Source organism: Streptomyces sp. DSM 116793, assembly GCF_057320905.1.
The window spans coordinates 2,658,078-2,680,909 of sequence record NZ_CM170494.1 but is presented as its reverse complement, the minus strand read 5'-3'; the positions used below and the strand labels follow the sequence as shown (position 1 = coordinate 2,680,909).

At 73.0% G+C, this 22,832-nt stretch carries 19 protein-coding genes; 10 read left to right on the top strand and 9 right to left on the bottom strand.

Translation table 11 applies throughout. The features are described 5' to 3' along the window. Positions 1–50: 50 nt before the first annotated feature. Positions 51–1,097, bottom strand: coding sequence for a bifunctional helix-turn-helix transcriptional regulator/GNAT family N-acetyltransferase (locus ACSMXW_RS10650; protein ID WP_485807943.1), 1,047 nt, complete (start codon positions 1,095–1,097; stop codon positions 51–53). 1,167 nt (positions 1,098–2,264) lie between these two features. On the opposite strand from ACSMXW_RS10650, the gene ACSMXW_RS10645 reads away from it, so the two are divergent. Next, positions 2,265–3,692, top strand: a complete 1,428-nt coding sequence (locus tag ACSMXW_RS10645; RefSeq protein ID WP_485805562.1) for an alkaline phosphatase family protein — start codon at positions 2,265–2,267, stop codon at positions 3,690–3,692. Positions 3,693–4,027: 335 nt separating this feature from the next. Here the strand turns inward: ACSMXW_RS10645 and ACSMXW_RS10640 are convergent, their stop codons facing one another. After that, positions 4,028–5,086, bottom strand: coding sequence for a PP2C family protein-serine/threonine phosphatase (locus ACSMXW_RS10640; protein ID WP_485805560.1), 1,059 nt, complete (start codon positions 5,084–5,086; stop codon positions 4,028–4,030). A 967-nt stretch (positions 5,087–6,053) separates the two neighbouring features. On the opposite strand from ACSMXW_RS10640, the gene ACSMXW_RS10635 reads away from it, so the two are divergent. The 4 genes from ACSMXW_RS10635 (at position 6,054) to ACSMXW_RS10620 (ending at position 9,304) form a co-directional block, all read left to right on the top strand. Next, positions 6,054–6,971, top strand: a complete 918-nt coding sequence (locus ACSMXW_RS10635) for an alpha/beta fold hydrolase (protein WP_485805558.1) — start codon at positions 6,054–6,056, stop codon at positions 6,969–6,971. A gap of 163 nt (positions 6,972–7,134) precedes the next feature. Further along, entirely contained in the window at positions 7,135–7,317 is a 183-nt protein-coding gene (locus tag ACSMXW_RS10630; RefSeq protein ID WP_485805556.1) for a hypothetical protein, read from the top strand. 173 nt (positions 7,318–7,490) lie between these two features. Next, positions 7,491–8,603 carry a sensor histidine kinase gene (locus tag ACSMXW_RS10625; RefSeq protein WP_485805554.1) on the top strand — a complete coding sequence of 371 codons (1,113 nt, stop codon included), beginning with the start codon at positions 7,491–7,493 and terminating at the stop codon, positions 8,601–8,603. After that, positions 8,600–9,304 (top strand): response regulator, encoded by a 705-nt coding sequence (locus ACSMXW_RS10620; protein ID WP_485805552.1) that lies wholly within the window; start codon positions 8,600–8,602, stop codon positions 9,302–9,304. Before ACSMXW_RS10625 ends, ACSMXW_RS10620 begins: the two co-directional genes overlap by 4 nt. A 244-nt stretch (positions 9,305–9,548) precedes the next feature. Here ACSMXW_RS10620 and ACSMXW_RS10615 read toward each other — a convergent pair whose 3' ends face one another. Further along, positions 9,549–10,607: a LacI family DNA-binding transcriptional regulator gene (locus tag ACSMXW_RS10615; protein WP_485805550.1), complete on the bottom strand. Its 1,059-nt coding sequence runs from the start codon at positions 10,605–10,607 to the stop codon at positions 9,549–9,551. Positions 10,608–10,746: 139 nt separating this feature from the next. Between ACSMXW_RS10615 and ACSMXW_RS10610 the strand changes: the two genes are divergently transcribed. The 3 genes from ACSMXW_RS10610 to ACSMXW_RS10600 all read left to right on the top strand — a co-directional run bounded on the left by ACSMXW_RS10610 (position 10,747) and on the right by ACSMXW_RS10600 (position 13,981). Further along, positions 10,747–11,919 carry a Gfo/Idh/MocA family protein gene (locus ACSMXW_RS10610; RefSeq protein ID WP_485805548.1) on the top strand — a complete coding sequence of 391 codons (1,173 nt, stop codon included), beginning with the start codon at positions 10,747–10,749 and terminating at the stop codon, positions 11,917–11,919. Beyond that, positions 11,916–13,076: a dihydrodipicolinate synthase family protein gene (locus ACSMXW_RS10605; protein ID WP_485805546.1), complete on the top strand. Its 1,161-nt coding sequence runs from the start codon at positions 11,916–11,918 to the stop codon at positions 13,074–13,076. Before ACSMXW_RS10610 ends, ACSMXW_RS10605 begins: the two co-directional genes overlap by 4 nt. Positions 13,077–13,168: 92 nt before the next feature. Further along, a complete protein-coding gene (locus ACSMXW_RS10600; protein ID WP_485807941.1) occupies positions 13,169–13,981 on the top strand; it encodes a sugar phosphate isomerase/epimerase family protein in 813 nt (270 codons plus the stop codon). 168 nt (positions 13,982–14,149) lie between these two features. Here ACSMXW_RS10600 and ACSMXW_RS10595 read toward each other — a convergent pair whose 3' ends face one another. Together ACSMXW_RS10595 and ACSMXW_RS10590 are read right to left on the bottom strand one after the other, a co-directional pair. Beyond that, on the bottom strand, positions 14,150–14,755 hold the full coding sequence (locus tag ACSMXW_RS10595) for a GNAT family N-acetyltransferase (protein ID WP_485805544.1): 606 nt from the start codon (positions 14,753–14,755) through the stop codon (positions 14,150–14,152). Continuing rightward, positions 14,752–16,011, bottom strand: a complete 1,260-nt coding sequence (locus ACSMXW_RS10590) for an NsdA family TPR-like regulatory protein (protein WP_485805542.1) — start codon at positions 16,009–16,011, stop codon at positions 14,752–14,754. Before ACSMXW_RS10590 ends, ACSMXW_RS10595 begins: the two co-directional genes overlap by 4 nt. Positions 16,012–16,130: 119 nt before the next feature. On the opposite strand from ACSMXW_RS10590, the gene ACSMXW_RS10585 reads away from it, so the two are divergent. Both ACSMXW_RS10585 and ACSMXW_RS10580 read left to right on the top strand, forming a co-directional pair. After that, positions 16,131–16,604, top strand: a complete 474-nt coding sequence (locus tag ACSMXW_RS10585; protein WP_485805540.1) for an ATP-binding protein — start codon at positions 16,131–16,133, stop codon at positions 16,602–16,604. Further along, complete coding sequence (locus tag ACSMXW_RS10580; protein ID WP_485805538.1) at positions 16,601–16,807, top strand: hypothetical protein; 207 nt, start codon at positions 16,601–16,603, stop codon at positions 16,805–16,807. Before ACSMXW_RS10585 ends, ACSMXW_RS10580 begins: the two co-directional genes overlap by 4 nt. 67 nt (positions 16,808–16,874) lie before the next feature. Here ACSMXW_RS10580 and ACSMXW_RS10575 read toward each other — a convergent pair whose 3' ends face one another. From ACSMXW_RS10575 to ACSMXW_RS10560, 4 genes are all read right to left on the bottom strand, one after another. Beyond that, entirely contained in the window at positions 16,875–17,996 is a 1,122-nt protein-coding gene (locus ACSMXW_RS10575; protein ID WP_485805536.1) for a sulfite oxidase, read from the bottom strand. A 55-nt stretch (positions 17,997–18,051) separates the two neighbouring features. Beyond that, entirely contained in the window at positions 18,052–18,993 is a 942-nt protein-coding gene (locus tag ACSMXW_RS10570) for a ribokinase (protein ID WP_485805534.1), read from the bottom strand. Between the two features lie 104 nt (positions 18,994–19,097). Beyond that, on the bottom strand, positions 19,098–19,613 hold the full coding sequence (locus ACSMXW_RS10565; protein ID WP_485805532.1) for a hypothetical protein: 516 nt from the start codon (positions 19,611–19,613) through the stop codon (positions 19,098–19,100). A gap of 177 nt (positions 19,614–19,790) precedes the next feature. After that, positions 19,791–22,604, bottom strand: a complete 2,814-nt coding sequence (locus ACSMXW_RS10560) for a scabin-related ADP-ribosyltransferase (RefSeq protein WP_485805530.1) — start codon at positions 22,602–22,604, stop codon at positions 19,791–19,793. Positions 22,605–22,832: the final 228 nt, after the last annotated feature.

Genomic DNA, 22,832 nt, shown 5'->3' with positions numbered 1-22,832 from the left:
TCTCCGCCGGCGACCCTGTCTCGGGTGCCCGTCTCGTCGGCGCCCTCGCCTCACCTGGGTATCCGGCCCTCCGGAGGTGTACCGGCCTCGGCGGGCAGGGGCGCGTCCTCCGCGGGCAGGGGCGCGTCCTCCGTGGTGCGCAGCGGCAGGTGCCAGTCCTGGCCGGTCAGGTCGACGCCGAACGAGTGGTGCGGCTCCTCGGCGGTGAGGGTGAAGCCGTGGCGCCGGTAGATGCGGCGGGCCGCGTGCAGGACGTCGTTGGTCCACAGGACCATGTCGTCGTACCCGGCGTCTCGGGCGAACGCGACGCACGTCCCCACCAGGCGATCCCCTATCCCGAGGCCCCGCGCATCCGGCTCCACCAGCAGCAGGCGCAGGCGGGCGGTGCCGGGGGACGATGCCGCGGAGGTGGCTCCGGCCGCCGGGCCGCCGGTGGACCCGTGGGTGTCCCGTACGCACATCACGCAGCCCACCGGCCGGTCGTCCAGCTCCGCGATCCAGACGCGCTCCAGGCGCGGATCGTGCCGCTCCGCGAAGTCGGCGACGATGCGGGCCACCAAGGCCTCGTACTCGGTGTTCCAGCCGAACTCCGCCGCGTAGACCGCGGCGTTGCGCTGGACGATCCAGCCCAGGTCGCCGGGGCCGGGGGCGCGCAGCAGGACGTCGTCGGGGTGCGGGGCACGATCCTGGGAGAGGATGTCCTGGATGGTGCGCATGGCGGCCGTGAGACGGGGGCGGTCGCGCGCCGGGACCCTGCCGAGCAGGGCGCCCACGCTTTCCCGGGAGCGCTCGTCCAGCAGCTCGGCGGCGCTGCGGCCGCGGCCGGTCAGGGTAATGCTCTGGCGGCGTGGGTCGTGCCGGGACGGAGCGCGCTCGACCAGCTCGGCCTTCTCGAACTTGGCCAGCAGCCGGCTCAGGTAGCCGGCGTCCAGCGACAGCGCGCCGCGCAGGTCTGCCGCGTCGGTCCGCGGTGAGTGGGCCAGCTCGTAGAGGACCCTGGCCTCGGTGAGCGTGTAGGGGACGTAGAGCTGGCGGCTGTAGTCGAGGGCGCCGATGAGGTTGGTGTAGAAGCGGTTGAAGGCGCGGATGTCGTGGATGGGCTGGGCGGGGGCGTCGGTGCTTCCGCCGCGGGTGTGCCGGCTCGGCTGCGTGGGCGCTCCGGCCGGCTCGGCGGTGACCGCGGGGCTTCCCCTGCCGGTGCCGCCCGGGCTTCCGCTGGCCGCGGCGCTTCCGGCGCGTGCGCTGCCCGCGGTACGTGCGGCAGGTGGGGTGTCCGCGGTGTCTGCGGTGTCCGCGGCACGTGGAGTGCCTGCGGTCCCCGCGGTGTCCGCGGTGCCTTTCCCGTCCGTCCTCTTCCTCGTCGGCATGGCGTCCCCCTTCGCACGGTGGCCGGACCGAGTCGAGCGGCCACGACCGATTCACCTGGCTCTGACTGAGTCCTATCAGCTTTGACTGAGTCAAGAGTAAGCCAGCCGGGCCCGCCGGCGGAACCCTGACTCGACCCTGAGAAAGGCCCTGACGCGACCCCGAGAGGCGGCGCCGGGCCGCGAGCTCTACCCCGCAGCCCCGCGCCCTGCGCCCCGCGGCCCGCGCCCTGCGCCCCGCGGCCCGCGCCCTGCGCCCCGCGGCCCGCGCCCCGCGCCCCGCAGCCCGCGGCCCGCGGCCCGCGGCCAGGCAGGATGCCGTGCGCCGGCACGGCAGTGCGCACCGGACCGGCGGGCGGCCGCCGGCACGTCGGGGCCTGCACCGGCAGCGAGGGTCGGACGGCAGCACGTCGGGACTGCGGTACACGACTGCGGTGCACCGGCATGGCGGGGGGCGCCGGCACGTCGGGCGTGGCGGCGCGGTGGGCGCGCACCGGCACGGCGGCGGTGCGCCGGGGGCGGTGGGTGCCGGGAAGGATGGGGCGCACCGGAGCGGCGGAGCGCTCCGGACGGCGGACGGCGTGCGCCGGTGCCGCCCGTGCCTCAGGGTGCCGCCGCGCCCGGCCCCACTCGGTCACCTGCACCCGAACCGCACGCTCGCGCCTGCCTGCCTCCCCCCTACGGCCGGTCTTTTCGTCCTCATTGGGCAAACCCGGGGGCGTGTGCGGTCAACGCCCCGGTATAGGAGGTCGGGGCTCGGTCAAGTGTCGCCACTTGTTGTCGGCACGTTCACCGCCGATCGCCGCTGCGCCTCATGTGCCGCCTGGAGAGTGGCCCACCGGCCCCAGGGGCCGACACCCCTCAGGGCCAGTCATCAGGAGTGCTCAAGAAGGGACAGTCATGGCCGAGTTGACTCGTCGCAGACTCCTCGGATCGGCGGCAGGCGTCCTGGGCGGGGCGGCGGCGCTCTCGCTGCTGCCTCCCAGCGTGCAGCGGGCCGTCGCCGCGGGGCCCGCGCGCGGCGGCTCGCTGCAGGACGTCGAGCATGTCGTCCTGCTGATGCAGGAGAACCGATCGTTCGACCACTACTTCGGCACCCTCTCCGGGGTCCGCGGCTTCGACGACCCCGACGCCCTGACCCTCTCCACCGGCCGCTCGGTCTTCTACCAGCCCGACTCGGTCAACCCCAAGGGCTACATGCTGCCGTTCCACCTGGACACCCACACCACCAGCGCCCAGGCCATCCCGTCCACCAGCCACGCCTTCACGGTGCAGCACCAGGCCTGGAACGGCGGCAAGATGGACAACTGGCTGCCCGCGCACCGCAAGGCGGACGGCGCCAACGGCCCGTACGTCATGGGCTACCACACCCGCGAGGACATCCCCTTCCAGTTCGCCCTCGCGGAGAACTTCACCATCTGCGACAACTACTTCTGCTCGGTCATGGGCCCCACCTGGCCGAACCGCCTCTACTGGATGACGGGGACCATCGACCCGGGCGGCACCCTGGGCGGCCCCGTCATCAGCAACTCGGCGCCGTCCCCGTACCGCTGGAAGACCTATGCGGAGCGCCTGCAGGCGGCCGGGATCAGCTGGAAGGTGTACCAGCAGGACGACGACTACGGCTGCAACATGCTGGAGAACTTCGCGACCTTCAAGAACGCGCAGCCCGGCTCCGACCTCTACGAGCGCGGTGTGCGCCCGCAGCCCGAGGGCACCTTCGAGGACGACGCGCGCAACGACCGGCTGCCCGCGGTCTCCTGGATCATCCCCACCAGCACGCAGTCCGAGCACCCGGACTACCTGCCCGCGGCCGGCGCGGACTTCGTGGCGCAGAAGATCGAGGCCATCGCGTCCAACCCGGACGTGTGGGCGAAGACCGCCTTCATCCTCAACTACGACGAGAACGACGGCCTCTTCGACCACGTCGTGCCGCCGACGCCGCCGGCCGGGACGGCGAACGAGTTCGTCAGCGGCCAGCCGATCGGCGGCGGGTTCCGGGTGCCGTGCATCATCGTCTCGCCCTGGACCGTCGGCGGCTGGGTGGCCAGTGAGGCGTTCGACCACACCTCCGTGCTCCAGTTCCTGGAGCAGTTCACGGGCGTGCGGGAGACGAACATCTCCGCCTGGCGCCGGAGCACCTTCGGCGATCTGACGTCGGCGTTCCGGTTCGGTTCGACGGTGGCCACACCGCCCGCGCTGCCCGACGACACGGCCGAGCAGCTGGAGCAGGCCGAGCACGACGTCGAGACGCTGCCCAAGCCCGTGCTGCCCACCACCGACCAGCAGATGCCCACCCAGGAGCCGGGCGACCGCCCCCACACCTGATCCGGGCCCCGGGCCGGCCGGCCCACCCAGCTCGTCCCACCCAGCTCGTCCCACCCCCTCACGACCGGCCGGCCCACCCGCCCGGCGCCCGCAGGAATCCAGCTTCCGGGCGCCGCCCTCTGAGCACGTTTCCGGGCACACCTCTCTGGTTGTTCTTCAACCTTTCAACTTTGTAGGGGAATAAGGGGCTTCTCGCGGCGGGCGGTTCTGCCCACTACGGAACGGGGTGCCCGGTGTCGGTTCGGGGGTCGGTGGTCGTCCTGGGCCGGGAGGCGGGGACGGCGGGGGTCACCTCGAACAAGTTCCGGCGAACCCGCACAGGTCAGAGCCTCGTCTCACGCTCTGGGGCCCGGGCGCCGTCGAGCGACGAGGGCAGCGATGTCGTCGTCGAGCTCGCCGTCGCTGTAGGCGACCAGGTCGCGGTGGAGATGCTCGAGGAGCTGGTGGGGCGCCTCGCCGCTCCACGAGCGGATGCGCTCGACGAGGGGGTAGAAGGCGCCGGAGCGGTCGCGGGTCTCGGTGACCCCGTCGGTGTACAGCAGGAGCAGGTCTCCGGGGTGGAAGGGGGCGAGGTCGACGTGGTACTCATCGCTCACCAGCATGCCCAGGTTGAACGGCGGCGAGGGAGCGGCGGCCGGCAGCTCCCGGACCTCGCCGCGGTGCACCAGCAGCGGGGGCGGGTGGCCGCAGGCGACGGTCCGGACGACCGGTTCATCGTCCGGGATCTCGGCGAGGAGAGCGGTGATGAAACGTTCGGCGATCTCCGAGCCCGGGACCCCCGGGTACTGGGAGGCGTAGCGGCTCACGCTCGTCTCCAGGCGGCGCGCGAGGTGGGGCAGGTCAGGCGCGTCGTGGGCGGCCTCGCGGAAGGCGCTGAGCAGCGTCGCGGCCGTCTGGACCGCGAGCAGGCCCTTACCGCGTACGTCACCGATGAGCAGCCGTACGCTGTGCGGGGTGCGGATTGCCTCGTACAGGTCGCCGCCGATCCGCGCTTCCGCCGCCGCGGCCAGGTACAGGCTTTCGAGCGCGACGTGCCCGAGGTGGCGCGGTATCGGATGCAGCACCGCCAGCTGGGCGGTCTCGGCCACCGAGCGGACCTGAACCAGTTGATGGGCGCGTCGGCCGAGCAGACGGTTGAGGAAGACGGCGAACGCCGCAATTGCCGCGAGCGTGGCCAGCTCGGAGTAGGCGGTCGCATCCCGCAGTGCATGGAAGCGCACTATCAGGCCGAAGAAGATGGCGCACGCGCCCACCCCGGTGAGCACGGTCCCCTTCAGGGGCAGCAGCGCGGCGGCCGAGACCACGGCAGTGGCGAGGAGGGCCACAGGCCTGACATCACTGGGCGTGAAGAGGCCGACGAACAGGCCGACGAACAGCAGCAGAACAGGCACCATGCAGAGCAACCTGTCGCGCGCGGTAGCGCTGTGTGTGACCCCGCGTTCCTCAGGAGACCTCGCCACCGTGCCGCTCCCCAAGGTCGCAGCAGCCCAGGTTCGAAAGCCAGGCATCGATATGGGCGATTTTACTGCCATGCGCCCGAAGTCTGCGAGTGACCCGGTGACGGTGGTGACGCGCAGGTGTCACCCGGGGCCACCGTCTCACGGAGTCCGAAGCCGGTCTCCTCGTCCGGTTCCGACGCCCCAACCCCTGGCAGGGCAGCCGAACCTCGGCCTTCCAACAGGCCGCCGGCGTCGTCTCCCCCGATCACGGCCGCCGCGATCGTCCTGTCCGGCCTGAAGGGCAGCCTCGGCGAGGTCCTGGTACGGGAGCGCCGTCCAGAGGGCATGGACGGCATGTTCGCCCCGGACGACTACGACCAAGTGCCGCGGCACGTAACGTTCGCCCCGTCGCGACGCCCGGCCCGCACTCTGGCCGCACCGAACGGTCTTCGGCACGTTCCTCACCACGTGGCGTACGCGGGAAGGTCACTTCCTCGTGAAGGTGGACAGCCTTACCGGTGCCGTCTGTCCCCGCGCTGTCCGGAGAAGCCGGCCGGGTATCCGGAGCAGGGGCCAGCAGGGGCCGGCCGCGCAACGGTTGGGTGGAGGGCCGGGTTTCCGGCTGCGGGCGAGTGGCCGGCCGGGGCGCGGGCGCGGTCCGGGCGCGGTCCGCAGTGGGAGACCGGCGGTGCCACGGCGGCCTCGGCGGCGGCTTCGCGCTCGTGTGGATCAAGTGGCACCACCCGGATGCCTCGCCACATCACCCACCCATCCGCTGTGCGCAGGCCGATTCGGTCGACGGCGTGAACTCTGAGTGGTGCAAGCCATCCGTCGGGTGGCGCCCACGCTCGATCGAAAGCGAGTCACCATCATGGCACCTGCCTTCCTCCGCACCCCTCGCCCACACCGGGCCCTCCGTGTCGTGGCTGCCGCATTGTGCGCCACGACCGTCACCCCCGCGGCCGCGGCGGACGTCGGCACGACCGGTACGAGCGCCGCGAAGCCGACAATCGTCCTGGTTCACGGTGCCTTCGCGGACGCGTCGAGCTGGAACGGGGTGATCCCTCGGCTGGAGAGCCGCGGCTACACCGTCATGGCCCCGGCCAACCCGCTCCGCGGGCTGTACAACGACGCCGAGTACATCTCCTCCGTCCTGAAGTCGGTCAAGGGGCCGATCGTCCTGGCCGCGCACTCCTACGGCGGTGCCGTGATCAGCACAGCTGCCGCGGGCAACGCCCAGGTGAAGGCACTGGTGTACATAAACGCGCTGATGCCGGACGTCGGCGAGAGCGGCATGTCGCTGTCGGCCCGCTTCCCGAGCGCGCTCGGCACCGCGACGAGGTCGGTGCCCTACCGGACCACCCAGACGAGCGGCACCGACCTGTACCTGAAGCGTGACAAGGTGCACCCCGTCTTCGCCAACTGCCTGTCAGAGGGCCAGGCGAACCTGATCGGCGTCACCCAGCGCCCGGCCGCCACGACGGCGTTCTCCGAGACGGCCAAGGTGGCGGCCTGGAAGGACATCCCGTCCTGGGCGCTGGTGGGACGACAGGACAGGACCATCAGCCCGGAGCAGGAGCGCTTCCAGGCCCAGCGCGCCCACTCCCACACGAAGGTGATCGACTCCTGTCACCTGGCTCTGATCGCCCAGCCGGATACGGTCGCCGACCTCATCCTCCAGGGTGCGGCTGCGACCACGGGAGCCCCGCAGCTGGCGAAGACCGGCTCCGCCCTCAGCACTGGGCAGGCCACGGCACTGGCGGGCGGCGCGGCAGCACTGCTCGCGGGCGGCACGGCCACGCTCGGCCTGGGCCGGCGGCTCCGGCACGGCAAGAGCTGACCGTTCGGCATTCGCTCCGTCCGCGGTGGCCTCGCCTGCGGGGCCACCGCGGACCGTACGCGGCGTGGGAACCGCACCAGGAGACGGCTCAGAAGGCCTTCACCGCGGCGTTCCCCGCCCTCGCCCCGCCGACAAGTGCCGGTGTTTCGGGCCCACCCTGCGCGTGGTCCCCCGGGAAGGTGCGGGGAAGGTCTGCCTGGACGACCACGGGCGCGCCACGATCGAGTTCGAGAACGTCCCGAAGGCGGCCGTCGGCGCGGCCATGACGGAGTGCCGGGACGCCAACCGGTTCGACGAAGGGCCCGCCGGGGGCCCGCCGAGGGCCCGCCGGGTTCGCCGAGGCTGAGCCCGCTCAGTACCTGAGGCTGTTCCCACGCGTCGTCCTCTGAGGCCGTTTCCCCGGGCCGGCCATTGCGGGTGTTTTCCCGCGCCGGCCGCCGACGGCCGATTCCGCGCGACAGCGTCTGGGGCCGGTTCCAGACGCCGGTCTCCGGTGTTCCGTCCGCTAGCGTGGGGATCATGAAGGGCCGGATCCCATCCCTGAGCGGCCGCCTCGCCCGCCGGCCCGGCCCGCGGCACCTCTGGCCGGCGACCGTCGCGGCGGCCGCCGGTCTCGCCGCGCTCACGGCCGTCCTCGTGGCGGTCCGCGGCGGCCTCTCGCTTGCGGACGTCGTGCTCCTGTACCTCGCCGCGGTCGTCGTCGTGGCCGCCGGCGGCGGGGTCCGGCTGGGGCTCGCCGCGGCCTTCGCCTCCACCCTGCTCGCGAACTTCTTCTTCGTCCCGCCGTACTACACCCTGGACGTCGCCAACCGGGACTCGGTCGTCACCGTCGCCGTCTACGTGGCGACGGCTGTCACCGTCAGTGTCGCCGTCGACCTCATCGCCCGCTGGCGCGGTGAGGCCGAACGGCTCGCCGGCCAGGCGGCACGCGCGCGCGAGCTGGCCGAGACCGACAAGGTGCGGGCCGCGCTGCTGGCCGCCGTCGGCCACGACCTGCGCACCCCGCTGGCCGGCATCAAGGCGAGCGTCTCCAGCCTCCGCGAGCCCGACCTGCCGCTGACCGAGGACCAGCGGGCGGAGCTGCTCGCCGCCGTCGAGGCCTCCGCGGACAAGATGACCGACCTCGTGGAGAACCTGCTCGCGATCAGCCGGTTGCAGGCCGGCGCCGTCAGCGTCCACCCGCGCGCGGTCACCCTGGACGAGGTGGCCGCCACCGCCCTGCTGCACACCCCGGCGCCGCCCGGCCGCACCCCCCGCCTCGACATCGCCGAGGACCTGCCCGAGGCCTGGGCGGACCCCGGGCTGCTGGAGCGGGTGATCGCGAACCTGGTCGCCAACGCCCTGGACGCGTCCCCGCCGGACCGGCCCGTCGAGCTGACCGCGGAGTCGGCCGGCGCCGAGCTTCGGCTGCGCATCGTCGACCACGGCCCCGGCATCCCCGAGGCGGACCGGGAACGGATCTTCGCGCCGTTCACACGGCTGGGCGACGAGGGTGCCGGCCGGGGCCTCGGCCTCGGCCTGGCCATCGCGCGCGGCTTCACCGAGGCCATGCACGGCACCCTGACCCCCAGCGACACTCCCGGCGGAGGACTGACCATGACCATCACCCTTCCGGCGGCGGTGGCGCCATGACCCACGTTCTCGTCGTGGACGACGACCCGCAGCTGCTCCGGGCCCTGACCGTCGCGCTCTCCGCCCGCGGCTACACCACCGCGACCGCGAGGGACGCGCGCGGGGCGCTCGACGCCGCCGCGGCCGCGCCGCCCGATCTGGCCCTGGTCGACCTCGGGCTGCCCGGGATGGACGGGATCGCCGTGATCGAGGGCCTGCGCGGGTGGTCGAGCGCGCCGATCATCGTGCTGTCGGCGCGGCACGAGGAGCAGGTGAAGATCCATGCGCTGGACGTGGGGGCCGACGACTACCTCACCAAGCCGTTCGGGATGGGGGAGCTGCTGGCGCGGGTCAGGGCGGCGCTGCGCAGGGCGGTGCCCGCCGAGGAACAGCCGGTCGTCAGAACGGCGGCGTTCACCGTGGATCTGGCGGCCAAGCGGGTGAGCACGGCCGCGGGGGAGAAGCGGCTGACTCCGACCGAGTGGCACCTGCTGGAGATCCTGGTGCGGCACCCCGGGCGGCTGATCACCCAGCGGCAGTTGCTCCAGGAGGTGTGGGGGCCGGGCCATGTGACGGAGAGCAACTATCTGCGCGTGCACCTGGCCAACCTGCGGAGGAAACTGGAGCCCGTGCCCTCCCGGCCCCGGTACCTGATCACCGAACCCGGGATCGGGTACCGGTTCGCTCCGGATCCGCCGCCGCAGGAGGAGGCCGGGGACTGAACCGGCCTCCGTAAGGCGGCACCGGTGGCGGTGGCGGCACCGGTGGCGGTGGCGGCACCGGTGGCGGTGGCGCGGCCGGTTCTCCGCCTGCGGGGAGGCGGGGCGTCGTACCGGCGCAGGGGCAGGACGGTGCCGGAGACCGACGGCGGTCCGTGCCCGGACCGCTTCCCCGCCCTCCGCCGACGGGAACAGGCCAGGACGGCCGCCCCCGCTCCCCGCCCCGCCCCGCCCCGAGCAAGCGGCCTCACGCCCCCGTACGCGCCGGATTCGGTACCGCCGTGGAGCCCCTGACCATCAACTCCCCCTGCACCGTGGCGATCCCGCCCGGCGGCGCGTCCTCGCGGCCCATGGCGATGCGCCCCGCGCGGGCGCCCGCGTCCTGGAGCGGAAGGCGGACCGTGGTGAGGGCGGGCACGGCGTCCATGCTGAAGGGGAGGTCGTCGAAGCCGGCCACCGAGACGTCCGCGGGGATGCGCAGGCCGCGGTCGCGCAGCGCGGCACAGGCGCCCAGGGCCACGGTGTCGTTGGCGGCGACGACGGCCGTCAGGTCCGGGTCCCTGCGGAGCAGCTCCAGCGTGGCGTCGTAGCCGGAACGGCGGTCGTAGGGGCCGTGCAGGGTGAGGCGCGGGTCGTCGGGGATGCCGTGCGCGGACAGGGCGGCGCGGTGGCCCTCCAGGCGGTGCCGGGTCGTGGTGCGCTCCTCGGGGCCCGCGATGTACCCGATCCTGCGGTGCCCGAGGGCCAGTAGGTGCTGGGTGAGCTTGAGGCCGCCGCCGCGGTTGTCGAAGGTGAGCGCGATCGCCCCGGTGTCCGGCGCGGGCGGGCGCCCGCAGAGCACCACCCGGGTCCCCGCGTCCCCGAGGCGGCGCAGCTTCGTGCCCATCGCCGCGGTGTGCGCGGGATCCTCCACGGCGCCGCCGGTGAGGACCACGGCCGCCGCCCGCTGCCGCTGCAACAGCGTGAGGTACGTCAGCTCGCGCTCCGGGGAGCCGCCCGTGTTGCACACCACCGCGAGCCGCTCCCCGCCGGCGCGCCCCCCGGGGCCGATCTCGGACTGCACCGCGCCGGCCATGATCCCGAAGAACGGGTCCGCGATGTCGTTGACGAGGATGCCGACCAGGTCGGAGGCGGCGGCAGCAAGCGCACTCGCCGGGCCGTTCAGGACGTAGTCCAGCTCGTCCACCGCGCGCAGCACCCGCTCGCGCGTGGTGGCGGCCACCGGGTAGTTCCCGTTCAGCACACGGGAGACGGTGGCGGGCGAGACCTGGGCGCGGGCAGCAACGTCCGCAAGGGTCACGGTCATCTCGTCATCCTCCAGGTGTTGCACGAGCCGCTGTGCAGAGGCTAGCTTCTCCTCTGATAGAAAGCGCTTGCTATGGCGTGCTATGCGGAGGACTCGCCGGGACCTCACCCGGACGAGCGGGGCGCAGGGAAGGAAACTCGTGACACGCAAGACGGTGCGTATCGCCATGAACGGCGTCACAGGACGGATGGGGTACCGCCAGCATCTGGTCCGCTCCCTGCTCGCCATCCGGGAGGAGGGCGGCCTCGACGTCGGCGACGGCACGCTGCTGTGGCCCGAGCCCGTGCTCGTCGGCCGCCGTGAGCCGGCGCTCAGGGCGATCGCCGAGCGGCACGGCCTCACGCACTGGTCCACCGACCTGGACGAGGTGCTCGCCGACGACTCCGTGGAGATCTACTTCGACGCCCAGGTGACCGCGGCCCGCGAGGCCGCCCTGAAGAAGGCGATCGCCGCACGCAAGCACCTCTACACCGAGAAGCCGACCGCCACCGGGCTCGCCGGCGCCCTGGAGCTGGCCCGGCTCGCCCGGGACGCGGGCGTCAAGCACGGCGTCGTCCAGGACAAGCTGTTCCTGCCGGGCCTGCGGAAGCTGAAGCGGCTCGTGGACGGCGGGTTCTTCGGCCGGATCCTCTCGGTGCGCGGTGAGTTCGGCTACTGGGTCTTCGAGGGCGACTGGCAGGAGGCGCAGCGCCCGTCGTGGAACTACCGCAAGGAGGACGGCGGCGGCATCGTCGTCGACATGTTCCCGCACTGGGAGTACGTCCTGCACAACATCTTCGGACCCGTCCGCTCCGTCCAGGCACTCGCCGCCACCCACCTCCCGCGCCGCTGGGACGAGCAGGGCAAGCCCTACGACGCGACGGCGGACGACGCCGCGTACGGCATCTTCGAACTTCAGGGCGGCATCGTCGCCCAGATCAACTCCTCCTGGGCCGTCCGGGTCGCCCGGGACGAGCTGGTCGAGTTCCAGGTGGACGGCACGGAGGGCTCCGCCGTCGCGGGCCTGCGCACCTGCCGCACCCAGCACAGGAGCACCACTCCCAAGCCGGTCTGGAACCCGGACCTGCCCACCCCCGTGCGGTTCCGGGACCAGTGGCAGGAGGTCCCGGACAACACCGAGTTCGACAACGGCTTCAAGGCGCAGTGGGAGCTGTTCATGAAGCACGTGTACGCGGGCGAGCCCTACACCTGGGACCTGCTCGCCGGCGCGCGCGGTGTGCAACTGGCCGAACTGGGCCTGAAGTCCTCGGCCGAGGGCCGCAGGCTCGCCGTGCCGGAGCTGAACCTGGACGCCATGGAGGCCGCACGGTGACCCTCCGTCTGCCCGACGCCACCGGCGCCCTGCGCACGTACACGCCCCGCACCGAGCCCCCGGCCACCACGCCGGGCAGCGCGCCGCTCGCCTCCCGCACGGTGCTGGCCGCCGCGCACGTGGTGGCCGACCCCTTCGCGGACGTCTCGCCGGGCTCGCCGGCCGCCGTCGACTGGGACACCACGCTCGCGTTCCGCCGCCACCTGTGGTCCCACGGCCTCGGCGTCGCCGAGGCCATGGACACCGCCCAGCGCGGCATGGGCCTGGACTGGGCGGGCGCGGCGGAGCTGATCCGCCGCTCGGCCGCCGAGGCCCGCGCCACGGGCGGCCACATCGCCTGCGGCGCCGGCACCGACCAGCTCAAGCCCGGCACGGCGTCCCTGGAGGCCGTCCGCGCCGCCTACGAGGAGCAGCTCGCGCTGGTCGAGGAGAACGGCGCACAGGCGATCCTGATGGCCTCACGGGCGCTCGCGGCGGTCGCCCGCGGACCCGAGGACTACCTCCAGGTCTACGCGCACCTGCTGCGGCAGGCGGCGGAACCGGTGATCCTGCACTGGCTCGGCCCGATGTTCGACCCCGCCCTGGAGGGCTACTGGGGCAGCGCCGACCTGGACGCCGCCACGGACACCTTCCTGGAGGTGATCGCCGCCCACCCCGACAAGGTCGACGGAGTGAAGATCTCCCTCCTGGACGCCGGCCGCGAGATCGCGCTGCGCCGCCGCCTTCCCGAGGGGGTGCGCTGCTACACCGGCGACGACTTCAACTACCCGGAGCTGATCGCGGGCGACGAGCGCGGCTTCAGCCACGCCCTGCTCGGCATCTTCGACCCGCTGGGCCCGCTCGCCGCCGAGGCCGTGCGCGTCCTGGACACCGGTGACACCAAGGGCTTCCGCGCCCTCCTGGACCCCACCGTGGAGCTGTCCAGGCACCTCTTCCAGGCGCCCACCCGCTTCTACAAGACGGGCGTGGTCTTCCTGGCCTGGCTCGCGGGCCACCAGGACCACTTCACCATGGTGGGCGGTCAGCAGTCCGCCCGCTCCCTGCCGCACTTCGCCCGCGCCTACGAACTCGCCGACTCCCTGGGCCTCTTCCCCGACCCGGCACTCGCCGAGTCCCGCATGGCGTCCCTGCTCGGCCTCTACGGAGTCGCCCAGTGACCACGCAGAACGCATCCGGGGCGGCCCCCAGGGAGCACGCTTCCGAGGAGGCTCCCCTGGAGCACGCTCCGGCCCGGTTCAGCATCAACCAGATGACGGTGAAGCAGCTCTCCCTGCCCGAGCTGGTCGCCGCCTGTACCGACCTGGGCGTCCGCCACGTCGGCCTGTGGCGCGAGCCCGTGCAGGCCTACGGCCTGGCGGACGCCGCCAAGCTGGTCCGGGACGCCGGGCTCACCGTCAGCACCCTCTGCCGCGGCGGCTTCCTCACCGCGACCGACCCGCACGCGCGCGTGCGGGCCATCGACGACAACAGGGCGGCCATCGACGAGGCGGCCGCCCTGGGCACCCATGTGCTCGTCCTGGTCTCCGGCGGCCTGCCGCCCGGCAGCCGGGACCTCACCGCCGCGCGCGAGCGCATCGCCGACGCCCTGGCCGACCTCGCCCCCTACGCCGCGGAACGGGACGTACGCCTCGCCATCGAGCCGCTGCACCCCATGTTCGCCTCCGACCGCTGCGTCGTCTCCACCCTCGGCCAGGCGCTCGACCTCGCCGAGCGGTTCCCGGCAGAGCAGGTCGGCGTCTGCGTGGACACGTACCACATCTGGTGGGACGACCAGGCCCCGGCACAGATCGCCCGCGCGGGCGGCGGCGGCCGGATCGCCACGTTCCAGCTCGCCGACTGGACCACCCCGCTGCCCGAGGGCGTCCTCAACGGCCGCGGCCAGATCGGCGACGGGGCGGTGGACATGCGGGAGTGGCGCGGCTACGTGGAGGCCGCGGGGTACTCCGGGCCCATCGAGGTCGAACTCTTCAACGACGGCCTCTGGGCGCGGGACGGCCGCGAGGTCCTCGCGGAGACGGTGCGCCGGTACGTTCACCACGCCGCCGCACCGCACGACGCGTAGCTCCCCGAAAAAACCTCCGCCTCCTGCGCAACCCTGCGGGGGCGTGGCGTGTCGTAGTTGGCATCAGGGCTTCGGGGTGGGGATCTGGGGGGATCGCGGGGTTCTGATATGTGGAGGGGGAAGCCGACGGGGGCCGGACTGACGGGTCCGGCCCCCTCGGTGTTCCGGTCACTCCGGCGCGCCGGCCCGGTCGGCGGCTCCCGCCGCGGGGGCGCGGGTTGTGCGCGTGGCGCGCGTGGCGCGCGTGGCGCGCAGCATGGCGGTGAGCACGGGGCCGTCGGGGGACGGCTGTTGTGTGCTGATCTCCTTGTAGCCCCAGCGCTCGTACAGGGCCTTGACCTTGCCGTTTCCGGCGAGGGGGTTCACGAGGAGGGTGACTTGTTCTTCGGGGCGGGTGGCAAGGATCTCGTCGTGAATCCGCAGAGCCGTGCCGGTGCCGCGCCACGGGACTCGCAGCATGATTTCTTTGAGTGCCACGGTGGGCGTGTCCGTGCAGCCCTCAGGCAGCGGCGTCGTCATGCGGTTCCACCAGCGATCGTCGGGAAGCAGCGTGTTGACGTAGGCATAGCCCACTGGCTCGGCTCCGTCGAACCCCACGACGGCCTCCCAGCCAGGCTCCGACGCATGTCGTGCCAGCCGCTCTCCGTACCGTTCGACCGAGTAGTGCGGTAGGTGAAGCTGATCAGCGCGCACCTCGGCATAGACCTCGATGAGCGTTGCCCACACGTCGTCGATGTCGGTGACATGGCGGAGTTCGATGCTTTCTGCGGTCACTGCGGATTCCTTTGGCCGTCGTGGAGGTACTGTTCCCAGGCCCGGGTGTGCGGGCTGGATGCGTCGAGGACGCGAAGAGCGGCACCGAACTCTTGCAACATGCACGTGATGCGGGGATGTTCGGCGGCTGTGTCGGCGGGGATGGACATGGCCGTGGACACAGCCGATTCAAGTTCGCCCTGCCCGAGTTGGGCCTGGGCGAGTCGTGCCGTGGTGATGGCCCTGCTGCGATGCATCTCGGGACGGATCAAGGCCAGGCTGCGATGGGCATGGGCTTCGGCAGACTCGTAGTCGCCCAAGGACAGGTACGCAGCCAGGGCGAGGCTGTGCAGCTCCGCTTCGTCGTAGAAGGCGTTCATCCACAGAGGCCGCCGCTCTGCCGGATCTGCGGCGTGCAGGGCTTCCTGGGCGTAGCCAAGGGTCTGTCGTACGGCTCGTGCGTCGCCCGTGAGTCCGAGGATGGCAGCCTGCCGGGCGTGGCCCAGGGAGGCGAACATCGGGTCGCGCCGGGCGATGTGCAAGTTCCGCGCCACGTCGTTTGCCGCCAGGGCATCAACCGGCCGGGCCATGTGGCGGTAGAGGCTCCCGGCATGGGACCAGATGCGGAACTGGATCGTGGGGTCACCGGACATGGCAGCCAGACTCGCTGCTCGTTCGAAGTGCCGATGCGCCGTACCGAACCGACGCCCATCGATCGCCGCCCACAGGGCGCTTGAAGTGAACGAGGCGGCGCAAGCGTACAGGGCGCCGCGCACCCGCTGACCAGCCGTGCCACGGGCTTGGAGAGCAAGAGCCTCGCCGGCGAGTGCCATGGCTTGGGACTCGATGGTCAGCCTGCCGCCGTACCGGTGATCGCTCACAAGGAGGACACCAAACTTGGCGTACAGCCGCTCAACGTCACTCATTCCGACGCGGTGGGGAACCGGGGCGGCGGAAGTCGTCAACGCCGTGCCTGCCGACGCGAAGAGGAAACGACGACGGTGCAACTGCTCCCCCTCGGGTGCCGAGGGTTCAGGAGCCCGCCAGGGCACGAACCCCAATTCGGTGACCGGACACTGGAACACCACCTCCAATGCTGCCCGCTGCCGCCGGTGCGGCCACCGTGTCTTACCGGTCAGCCAGTTGCGTACCGTGCGGTCGCTGACCGTGCCCTCGTAGCCGGAGGCCCGTAACTCCGCGTTGACGGCCTCGGCCAGCTCCGCCTGGGTGTAACCCGCGTCAACCATCCGCCTCTTGAGGATCTCGTTGCCCTCCATGGCCTCACAGTAGACACCGCGTCAGCGGTGGAAAAAACCCACCACACCAGAAATTTCCGGTCGGGCGATCTTCACGCAGCGCAGCGCACCCCTCGCTCCACGTGACCGTCGGTCGTTGAATGACCGCAACCTTCCGCACTCCTCACGACGACGAGGTCCGGATGACCGTGAGCGCAATCGCCCGCCCGACAGGGCACCCCGGATACACCGAGACGCTGCCGTGCGCGCCGGAGAGCGCGCGGAGGGCGCGGCGGCTGGTGCGTACCGCCGTCGCCGCCTGGGGACTCGACCGCCTCGCCGACGACGGCGAGGCGATCGTCTCCGAACTGGTGGCCAACGCCTGCCGGCACAGCCGCAGCCGCCTGATCCACGTCAGCGTCACCCGCCCGGACGCCGGGCGGGTCCGCATCGGCGTGGCCGACACCTCGCGGGAGCGGCCCGTGCCGCGGCGCGCCGCCGACGACGAGGTGCGCGGCCGGGGCCTCGCCCTCGTCGCCGCGCTCGCCGACCGCTGGGGCACGGACCCGCTGCCGTGCGGCAAACGGGTCTGGGGCGAGCTGGGGAGCGCGGGGGACGGGGGCGAGGGCCGGTGAGCGGGGTCGAGGGCGCGGACCGCGGCCCCTGGGTGGGCGACCGGGTCTACGACGCCGACAGGGGACGCGAGGCCATCGTCACCGACGTGCGGGCCGGAAGGCTGGTCCTGCGTGCCCTGCACGGGACGGAGAGGTGGGTGCCGGACGACCCCGGCCGCCTCACCGTCGTTGTCGCGCGGGCGGACCGGCAGGACCCCTTCTGAAGCGGGTCTTCAAAAGGGGGGCCTTCTGAGGACGGTAGCGTCCCGAACCCGGGTTTCCGGGGGGCCGTCAGGCGCCCTCCGCCAGGCAGTGCACCACGACGCGCTGCACCTGGTTGTTGCCGAACCCGCCCCGGTTCCAGGGCTGCTCCAGGGGCTGCGTGCGGCCTTCGGTATCGGTGGCGCGGACGCACAGCACATGGCTGCCGGGTTCGGGCGTCCACTGCGCCTGCCAGCGGCGCCAGGCCCAGGCGTGGCCGTCCTGGTCGTGCAGTTCGGCCTCCTGCCAGCTCGCCCCGTCGTCGGTGGAGACCTCGACCCGTGCCACCGGCGCGTGCCCCGACCAGGCGCGGCCCTCCAGCAGCACACGGCCGGGGCGCACCACGCGGGTCCGGGACATGAAGTCGGGGAAGCCCGGCGGGACCATCAGCGCCCGCGGCAGGATCCGGGTGACCGGCTCGCCGGGGTCGTCGGCGTGCTGCCGGTAGCGGTAGGCGACGCTCTGCTGGAACCCGGTGAAGGGCGTGTCGGTGACGGTGATGTCGCGCAGCCACTTGACGCTGGCCATGCCGTACCAGGTGGGCACGATCAGCCGTACCGGGTGGCCGTGCTGGGGCGGCAGCGGCGCGCCGTTCATCTCGTAGGCGACCAGCACCTCCGGATCGTCGCCGGTGGCCACGTCCAGGGACAGCGAGCGCTGGTAGTCCTGCTCCACGCCCCGTTCCACGCCGTGGTCGGCCCCGGTGAAGACCGCGTCGACCGCGCCGTCCCGCACGCCCGCCTCCGCGAGCAGGACACGCAACGGCACGCCCGTCCACTCCGCCGTGCCCACCGCCTCGACCAGCCACGGCTGGCTGACCGGTCGCGGGGTGAGCCCCGCCCGGCCGTTGCCCGCGCACTCCATGGTGACGCGGTGGGTGACCGCGGGATACGCACGGAGGGCCGCCATGTCCAGGGTCAGCGGCGTCCGTACCAGACCGCCCACGGTCAGCCGCCACCGCTCGGCATCGGCCGGCGGAATGTCGAAGTGGACCAGGATGTAGTGCAGTCCCGGCGGCGTCACGTCCTGGCGCAGCATCTCCAGCGGCAGGCCGTGGTTGCGGGCGGCGAGGCCCAGTTCGGCGTCGCTGATGCCCTCGTGGGGCTCGGCGACTCTCCCCGGTGTACTGATCTCTCCGATACGTGGCGTCATGGCGCCCATTCTCGCGCCCACGGCCGGTGCCGGTTCCTGCGGGGACGCCCGTAGCTCAGTGCTGGCCCACCGCCTCCAGCGCGGCGACCTCCTCGGCGGTCGGGAACGACGCCTGGGCGCCGGGTCTGGTGACGGTGGCGGCGCCGACGCGGACGGCGAAGGCCGCGGCCGTGGGGAGATCGTCCCCCCTGCTCAGCCGGAAGGCGAGGGCCGCAGCGAAGGCGTCGCCCGCGCCGGTCGTGTCGACGGCCGTGACCGGCACCGACGGCACGTGCACCGGCTCACCGCCGAAGCCGTGCGCCGGGCTCTGTGCGACCAGGGCACCCTGCGCGCCCAGGGTGATCACCACCGAGCGGGGGCCCCTCGCCAGCAGCGCACGGGCCCACTCCCGCGGGTCGCCGCTCGCCGGGGCCTGCTGGCCGAGCAGGACGCGGGCCTCGTGCTCGTTGACGATCAGCGGGTCGCAGGCCGAGAGCAGCTCGGCGGGGAGCGGGACGGCGGGGGACGGGTTCAGCGTGAAGCGGACCTCCGGGGAGAGGTTCCGCACCACCTCCACGACCGTCTCCACCGGGATCTCCAACTGCGAGGAGACCACCCGGGCCGCGCACAGCAGGCTGCCCGCCGCGGCCACGTCCTCCGGCGCCAGTCGGGCGTTGGCGCCCGGCGAGACCACGATGCTGTTGTCCCCCGACGGGTCCACCGTGATCAGCGCGACGCCGGTGGGCGCGCCGCCCACCAGGACGCCCACGGTGTCCACGCCCGCCGCATGCTGGGAGTCCAGCAGCAGCCGGCCGTAGACGTCGTCGCCCACCCGGGCCAGGAGGGCCGTACGGGCGCCGAGCCGGGCCGCGGCCGCCGCCTGGTTCGCCCCCTTGCCGCCGGGGTGGACGGCCAGGTCCGAGCCGAGCACCGTCTCACCGGGGCCGGGGCGGCGCTCCACGCCGATCACCAGATCGGCGTTGGCCGACCCTACGACCAGCAGGTCGTAGTCGTGCATGTGCTGACCTCTCAGTGCTGACCTCTCATCGGAAGCGGCTCTGATCGCCGGAGCGCGCGTAGACGATCAGAGCGTGCCCAGCCATGGCCGGATTGAATCCGTCGTCACTTCCGTGCGCCTCGGGAGCGCAGCGACGCACGCCACCGGGAGTGCGCGTCGGCCTGGGCGGCCACGGTCGTGACGGCGTCCGCGTCGGCTGCGTCGAAGAGGTCGACCATGCTGTCCTGGGAGGTCGGCTCGCCCGCGCGCACCCGGTACGCGCGCGTGCTGCCGCTCTCCCTGAGCAGGCCGCTCTGGAGCACGTCCGGGCGGGCGGCGTTGACGGCGAGCAGCCAGCCGTCCGCCTCCAGCGCCCGGCGCACCCCGGTCAGCGCGGACCACAGGTCGTGGCCGCGGGCCTCTGCCGCGCCCCACGGTCCCGTGGCGCGCAGCCGGTACGGCAGCGGGTCCCCGGCGTCCCGCCCGTCCCGTCCCTCGCGCCTGTCGTGTTCCTCGCACCCGTCCCGTCCCTCGCGCCACCAGGTCAGCGCGCCGGTGGCGCGTGCCGAGCGGTCGCACGCCCGCACGGCCGGCATCTCCTGGCGGCCGCCGGGCAGTTCCTCACCCATGCCGTCCGTCACGCGGCTCTTCCGTCACTCGACTTTCCGTCATCCGGTTCTCCCGTCATCCGGCTCTCCCGTCATCCGGCGTCTCCTTCACCGGTCTCTTCCTTCACTCGGCTCTTCCGTCGCTTCTTCCGAGGCTCCTGGGTGCGCCGCTCGGTGGGGCGGTGTTCCGCCGGCCGGCTCCCGTCCCGGTCACTTCGCGGTCGGGTCGTAGTTGGGGTTCGGGATGAACTTGCCGGTCTGCTTGTCGTAGGCGCCCTTGATGTTCTCCGTGCGTATGCCGCCGGGGAAGGAGATCTCCTGCTCGCCGGGGTGGGGGCTCTTGTCGCCGTAGGTCGCGTTGGCGTCGATGCCCCCTGGGGCGTCGATCTCGTACACGTACCGGGTGCCCCAGTCCATCTTGTCGTTCCGCGTGGTCGAGACGTACCCCGAGGGTTCGTTGCTCTCCAGGTACTCGTAGAGGTCCTCCAAGTAGTCGCTCTGGGGTTTGAACCCCTCCCCGAAGACCTCCTGGGGCGGGCGGGTGTCGCCGCGGAACAGCGGCTCATCCGTGTTGCGCCAGACCGCCTCGTCCGGGATCTCGTCCACGTCCACGCTCTTGTCGGCGGCCACCTGGAGCGGGTCCTCGGGCCTGTGCTTGCCGTCGTCCTCTCCGTCGCCGTCCTCCCCGCCGGAGTCGCACTTGCCACCGCCTGCGGCGAGCACGTCGCCGTGGAGTCCTGCGGCGAGCACGTCGCCGTGGAGGGACGCCACGGACACCGCATGACCGCCGGCGGGGGCCTGCGCGAGGACCAGGCCGTCCGGTCCGCCGGACGACTTCGGCGCGCCCGGCAGCACCGCCGCGTTGGCGCAGCTGTCGTCCCCGCCGTCACCCGGGCCGGGGGAACCCGGCGGCGGGGGTACGGGCAGGGGGAGGGGGCCGAGGCCGGGGATCACCCACCACGGCACCCCGGGCAGCGGGCCGCCGGGAGGCGGTCCGTCCGTGCACAACCGGAACACCAGGCCGCCCACGCACTCCGGGTTCGGGTCCGGGGCGGGCTTGCCGTCGTTCCCGTCGTCGTCTCCGCCGGAGTTCCCTCCGTCGTCTCCGCCGTCACTGCCCCCGTCGCCGCCTGAGTCGCCTCCGTTGTCGCCCTTGTCCGGGTTGCAGAGGGGGCTTTGGAAGATGCCTGCCGGGGGTGCGGAGATGCAGGTCAGGCCGCCGCCGCCGTCGTCGTCCCCGTCGTCGCCTCCACTGTCTCCGCCGTCGTCTCCGCCTGAGTCGCCTCCGTCACTGCCCGAGTCGCCGCCGGAGTCGCCGCCGTTGGTGCCTCCGTCTCCGCCTGAGTCGCCTCCGCTGGAGTCTCCGCCGCTGCCGCCGGAGTCGCCTCCGCTGCCGCCCGAGCCCCCACTGCTTCCGGAGTCGCCTCCGTCGTCGCCCCCGTCGTGTCCGTTCGGGTCGCAGAGGGGGCTCGGGAAGATGCCCGCGGGCGGGAAGGATATGCAGTTCAGACTGACGTCGTCGTCCCCGTCGTCGCCTCCACTGTCTCCGCCGTCGTCTCCGCCGGAGTCGCCGCCGTTGGTGCCTCCGTCTCCGCCTGAGTCGCCTCCGCTGGAGTCTCCGCCGCTGCCGCCGGAGTCGCCGCCGCCGCTTCCGGAATCACCTCCGTTGTCGCCGCCGGAGTCGCCGCCGGAGTCTCCGCCGGAATCGCCTCCGTTGCTGCCGCCGGAGTCCCTGCCCGAGGCGCCGCCGCCGGATCCACCGTCTCCACCGGAGTCCCCACCGCCGGAATCTCCGTTGTCGCCGCCGGAGCTCCCTCCGTCGTCTCCGCCGTCACTGCCCCCGTCGCCGCCCGAGTCGCCTCCGTCGTCGCCCTTGTCCGGGTCGCAGAGGGGGCTTTGGAAGATGCCTGCCGGGGGTACCGAGATGCAGGTCAGGCTGCCGCCGTCGGCCCCGCCGTCGTCTCCGCCGGAGCCGTCTCCGCCGTCGTCGCCGGAGTCGCCGCCGTCGGACCCTTCGTCGCCGCCGGAATCTCCGCCGTTCCCGCCGTCCGAGCCACCGTCGTCGCCGCCCGAGCCACCGTCCCCGCCCGAGCCACCGTCGTCGGAACCCCCGTCGTCACCGTGGCCCCCGTCGGAGCCGCCGCCCCCGTCGGAACTCCCGTCGCCACCGGAGCCGCTGCCGGAACCTCCGTCGCCCCCGGAGCCCCCGTCGCCCCCGGAGCCGTTGCCGCCTCCCGTGGTGCCGTCGCCGCCGTTGCCGCCGGTCTGGCCGGCGCTGCCGGCAGGGTCGCCGTTCGCGCCGTTGTGGGAGCCGGGGCCGCAGTCGCCGCCGATGACCGAGCAGACCGCCGTCTCGAAGCCGTCCGCCACACGGCCTGCGACACCGCTGACCATCAGGCCCAGGACGATCACGCTGACCAGGCCGACCAGGCCGACGTACTCCGTGGCCGACTGCCCGCGGTCGCGGCGCCAGGTGATCATGTGGGGGAGTGAGAAGGGAACACTGGGCCGGATACGCCGGATACGCCGAATACGCCGAATACGCCGGATACGCCGGATACGCCGGACACGCGGGCTGCGCCGGCTGTGCGGGTTGCGCCGGACGGCCGCCAGGCGCGGGAAACGGGCGGCCCCGCGCTCCCACCGACCGTCCCGCCGCTCCCCCGGCAGCTCGAACCACGCCCGGCTCTCCGGCCGGAGCAGCATGAGCAGCACGGCGGCCGGCAGCAGCATCTGCGTCCAGCCGCGGGGGCTGCCGCCGGCCAGCTCGACGACGCCGGCCGCGAGCAGCCAGACCTGGACGACGATCAAGGAGGCCAGGACGGCCGGCCCACCGCGCCGTAGCCGCCAGGAGAGCGCCCAGCCCGCGAGGCCGGGAACCAGGCTGTACACCGCGATGCCGAAGAGCGCCGGGCGCACCGCGTGGGCGGTCAGTGCCCAGCCGAACAGTTCGGCTCCACCCCACACCGTCACGGCGAACAACACGTGCATCAGGGCCCGCACCACGACGAGCGCGCGCGGCATGCTCCCCGACCCGCCGTCACGCGCCGTACCGGCACCGGCTCCGCCTCCGGCTCCGGGTCCAGCAGCGGCTCCGGCTCCGGCTCCGGCACCGGCCCCGTGCACGGCTCCTGCACCGGCGCGGACCCCCGCGCGCACATCCGCGCGGGCACCCGCCCGCACACCCGCGCGGGCACCAGCGCGGACCCCCGCGCGGGCACCCGCGCGGGACGAGAGAACAACCTCGGGCGT

What these genes read in the sequence shown, in the direction of transcription:
- ACSMXW_RS10615 (WP_485805550.1), bottom strand. Translation starts at nt 10,607, where the DNA reads ATGACCGTGACCCTTGCGGACGTTGCTGCCCGCGCCCAGGTCTCGCCC.
- ACSMXW_RS10570 (WP_485805534.1), bottom strand. Translation starts at nt 18,993, where the DNA reads ATGCACGACTACGACCTGCTGGTCGTAGGGTCGGCCAACGCCGATCTG.
- ACSMXW_RS10585 (WP_485805540.1), top strand. Translation starts at nt 16,131, where the DNA reads ATGACCGCAACCTTCCGCACTCCTCACGACGACGAGGTCCGGATGACC.
- ACSMXW_RS10625 (WP_485805554.1), top strand. Translation starts at nt 7,491, where the DNA reads ATGAAGGGCCGGATCCCATCCCTGAGCGGCCGCCTCGCCCGCCGGCCC.
- ACSMXW_RS10620 (WP_485805552.1), top strand. Translation starts at nt 8,600, where the DNA reads ATGACCCACGTTCTCGTCGTGGACGACGACCCGCAGCTGCTCCGGGCC.
- ACSMXW_RS10590 (WP_485805542.1), bottom strand. Translation starts at nt 16,011, where the DNA reads ATGGAGGGCAACGAGATCCTCAAGAGGCGGATGGTTGACGCGGGTTAC.
- ACSMXW_RS10600 (WP_485807941.1), top strand. Translation starts at nt 13,169, where the DNA reads ATGACGGTGAAGCAGCTCTCCCTGCCCGAGCTGGTCGCCGCCTGTACC.
- ACSMXW_RS10645 (WP_485805562.1), top strand. Translation starts at nt 2,265, where the DNA reads ATGGCCGAGTTGACTCGTCGCAGACTCCTCGGATCGGCGGCAGGCGTC.
- ACSMXW_RS10560 (WP_485805530.1), bottom strand. Translation starts at nt 22,604, where the DNA reads ATGCCGCGCGCGCTCGTCGTGGTGCGGGCCCTGATGCACGTGTTGTTC.
- ACSMXW_RS10640 (WP_485805560.1), bottom strand. Translation starts at nt 5,086, where the DNA reads ATGGTGCCTGTTCTGCTGCTGTTCGTCGGCCTGTTCGTCGGCCTCTTC.
- ACSMXW_RS10575 (WP_485805536.1), bottom strand. Translation starts at nt 17,996, where the DNA reads ATGACGCCACGTATCGGAGAGATCAGTACACCGGGGAGAGTCGCCGAG.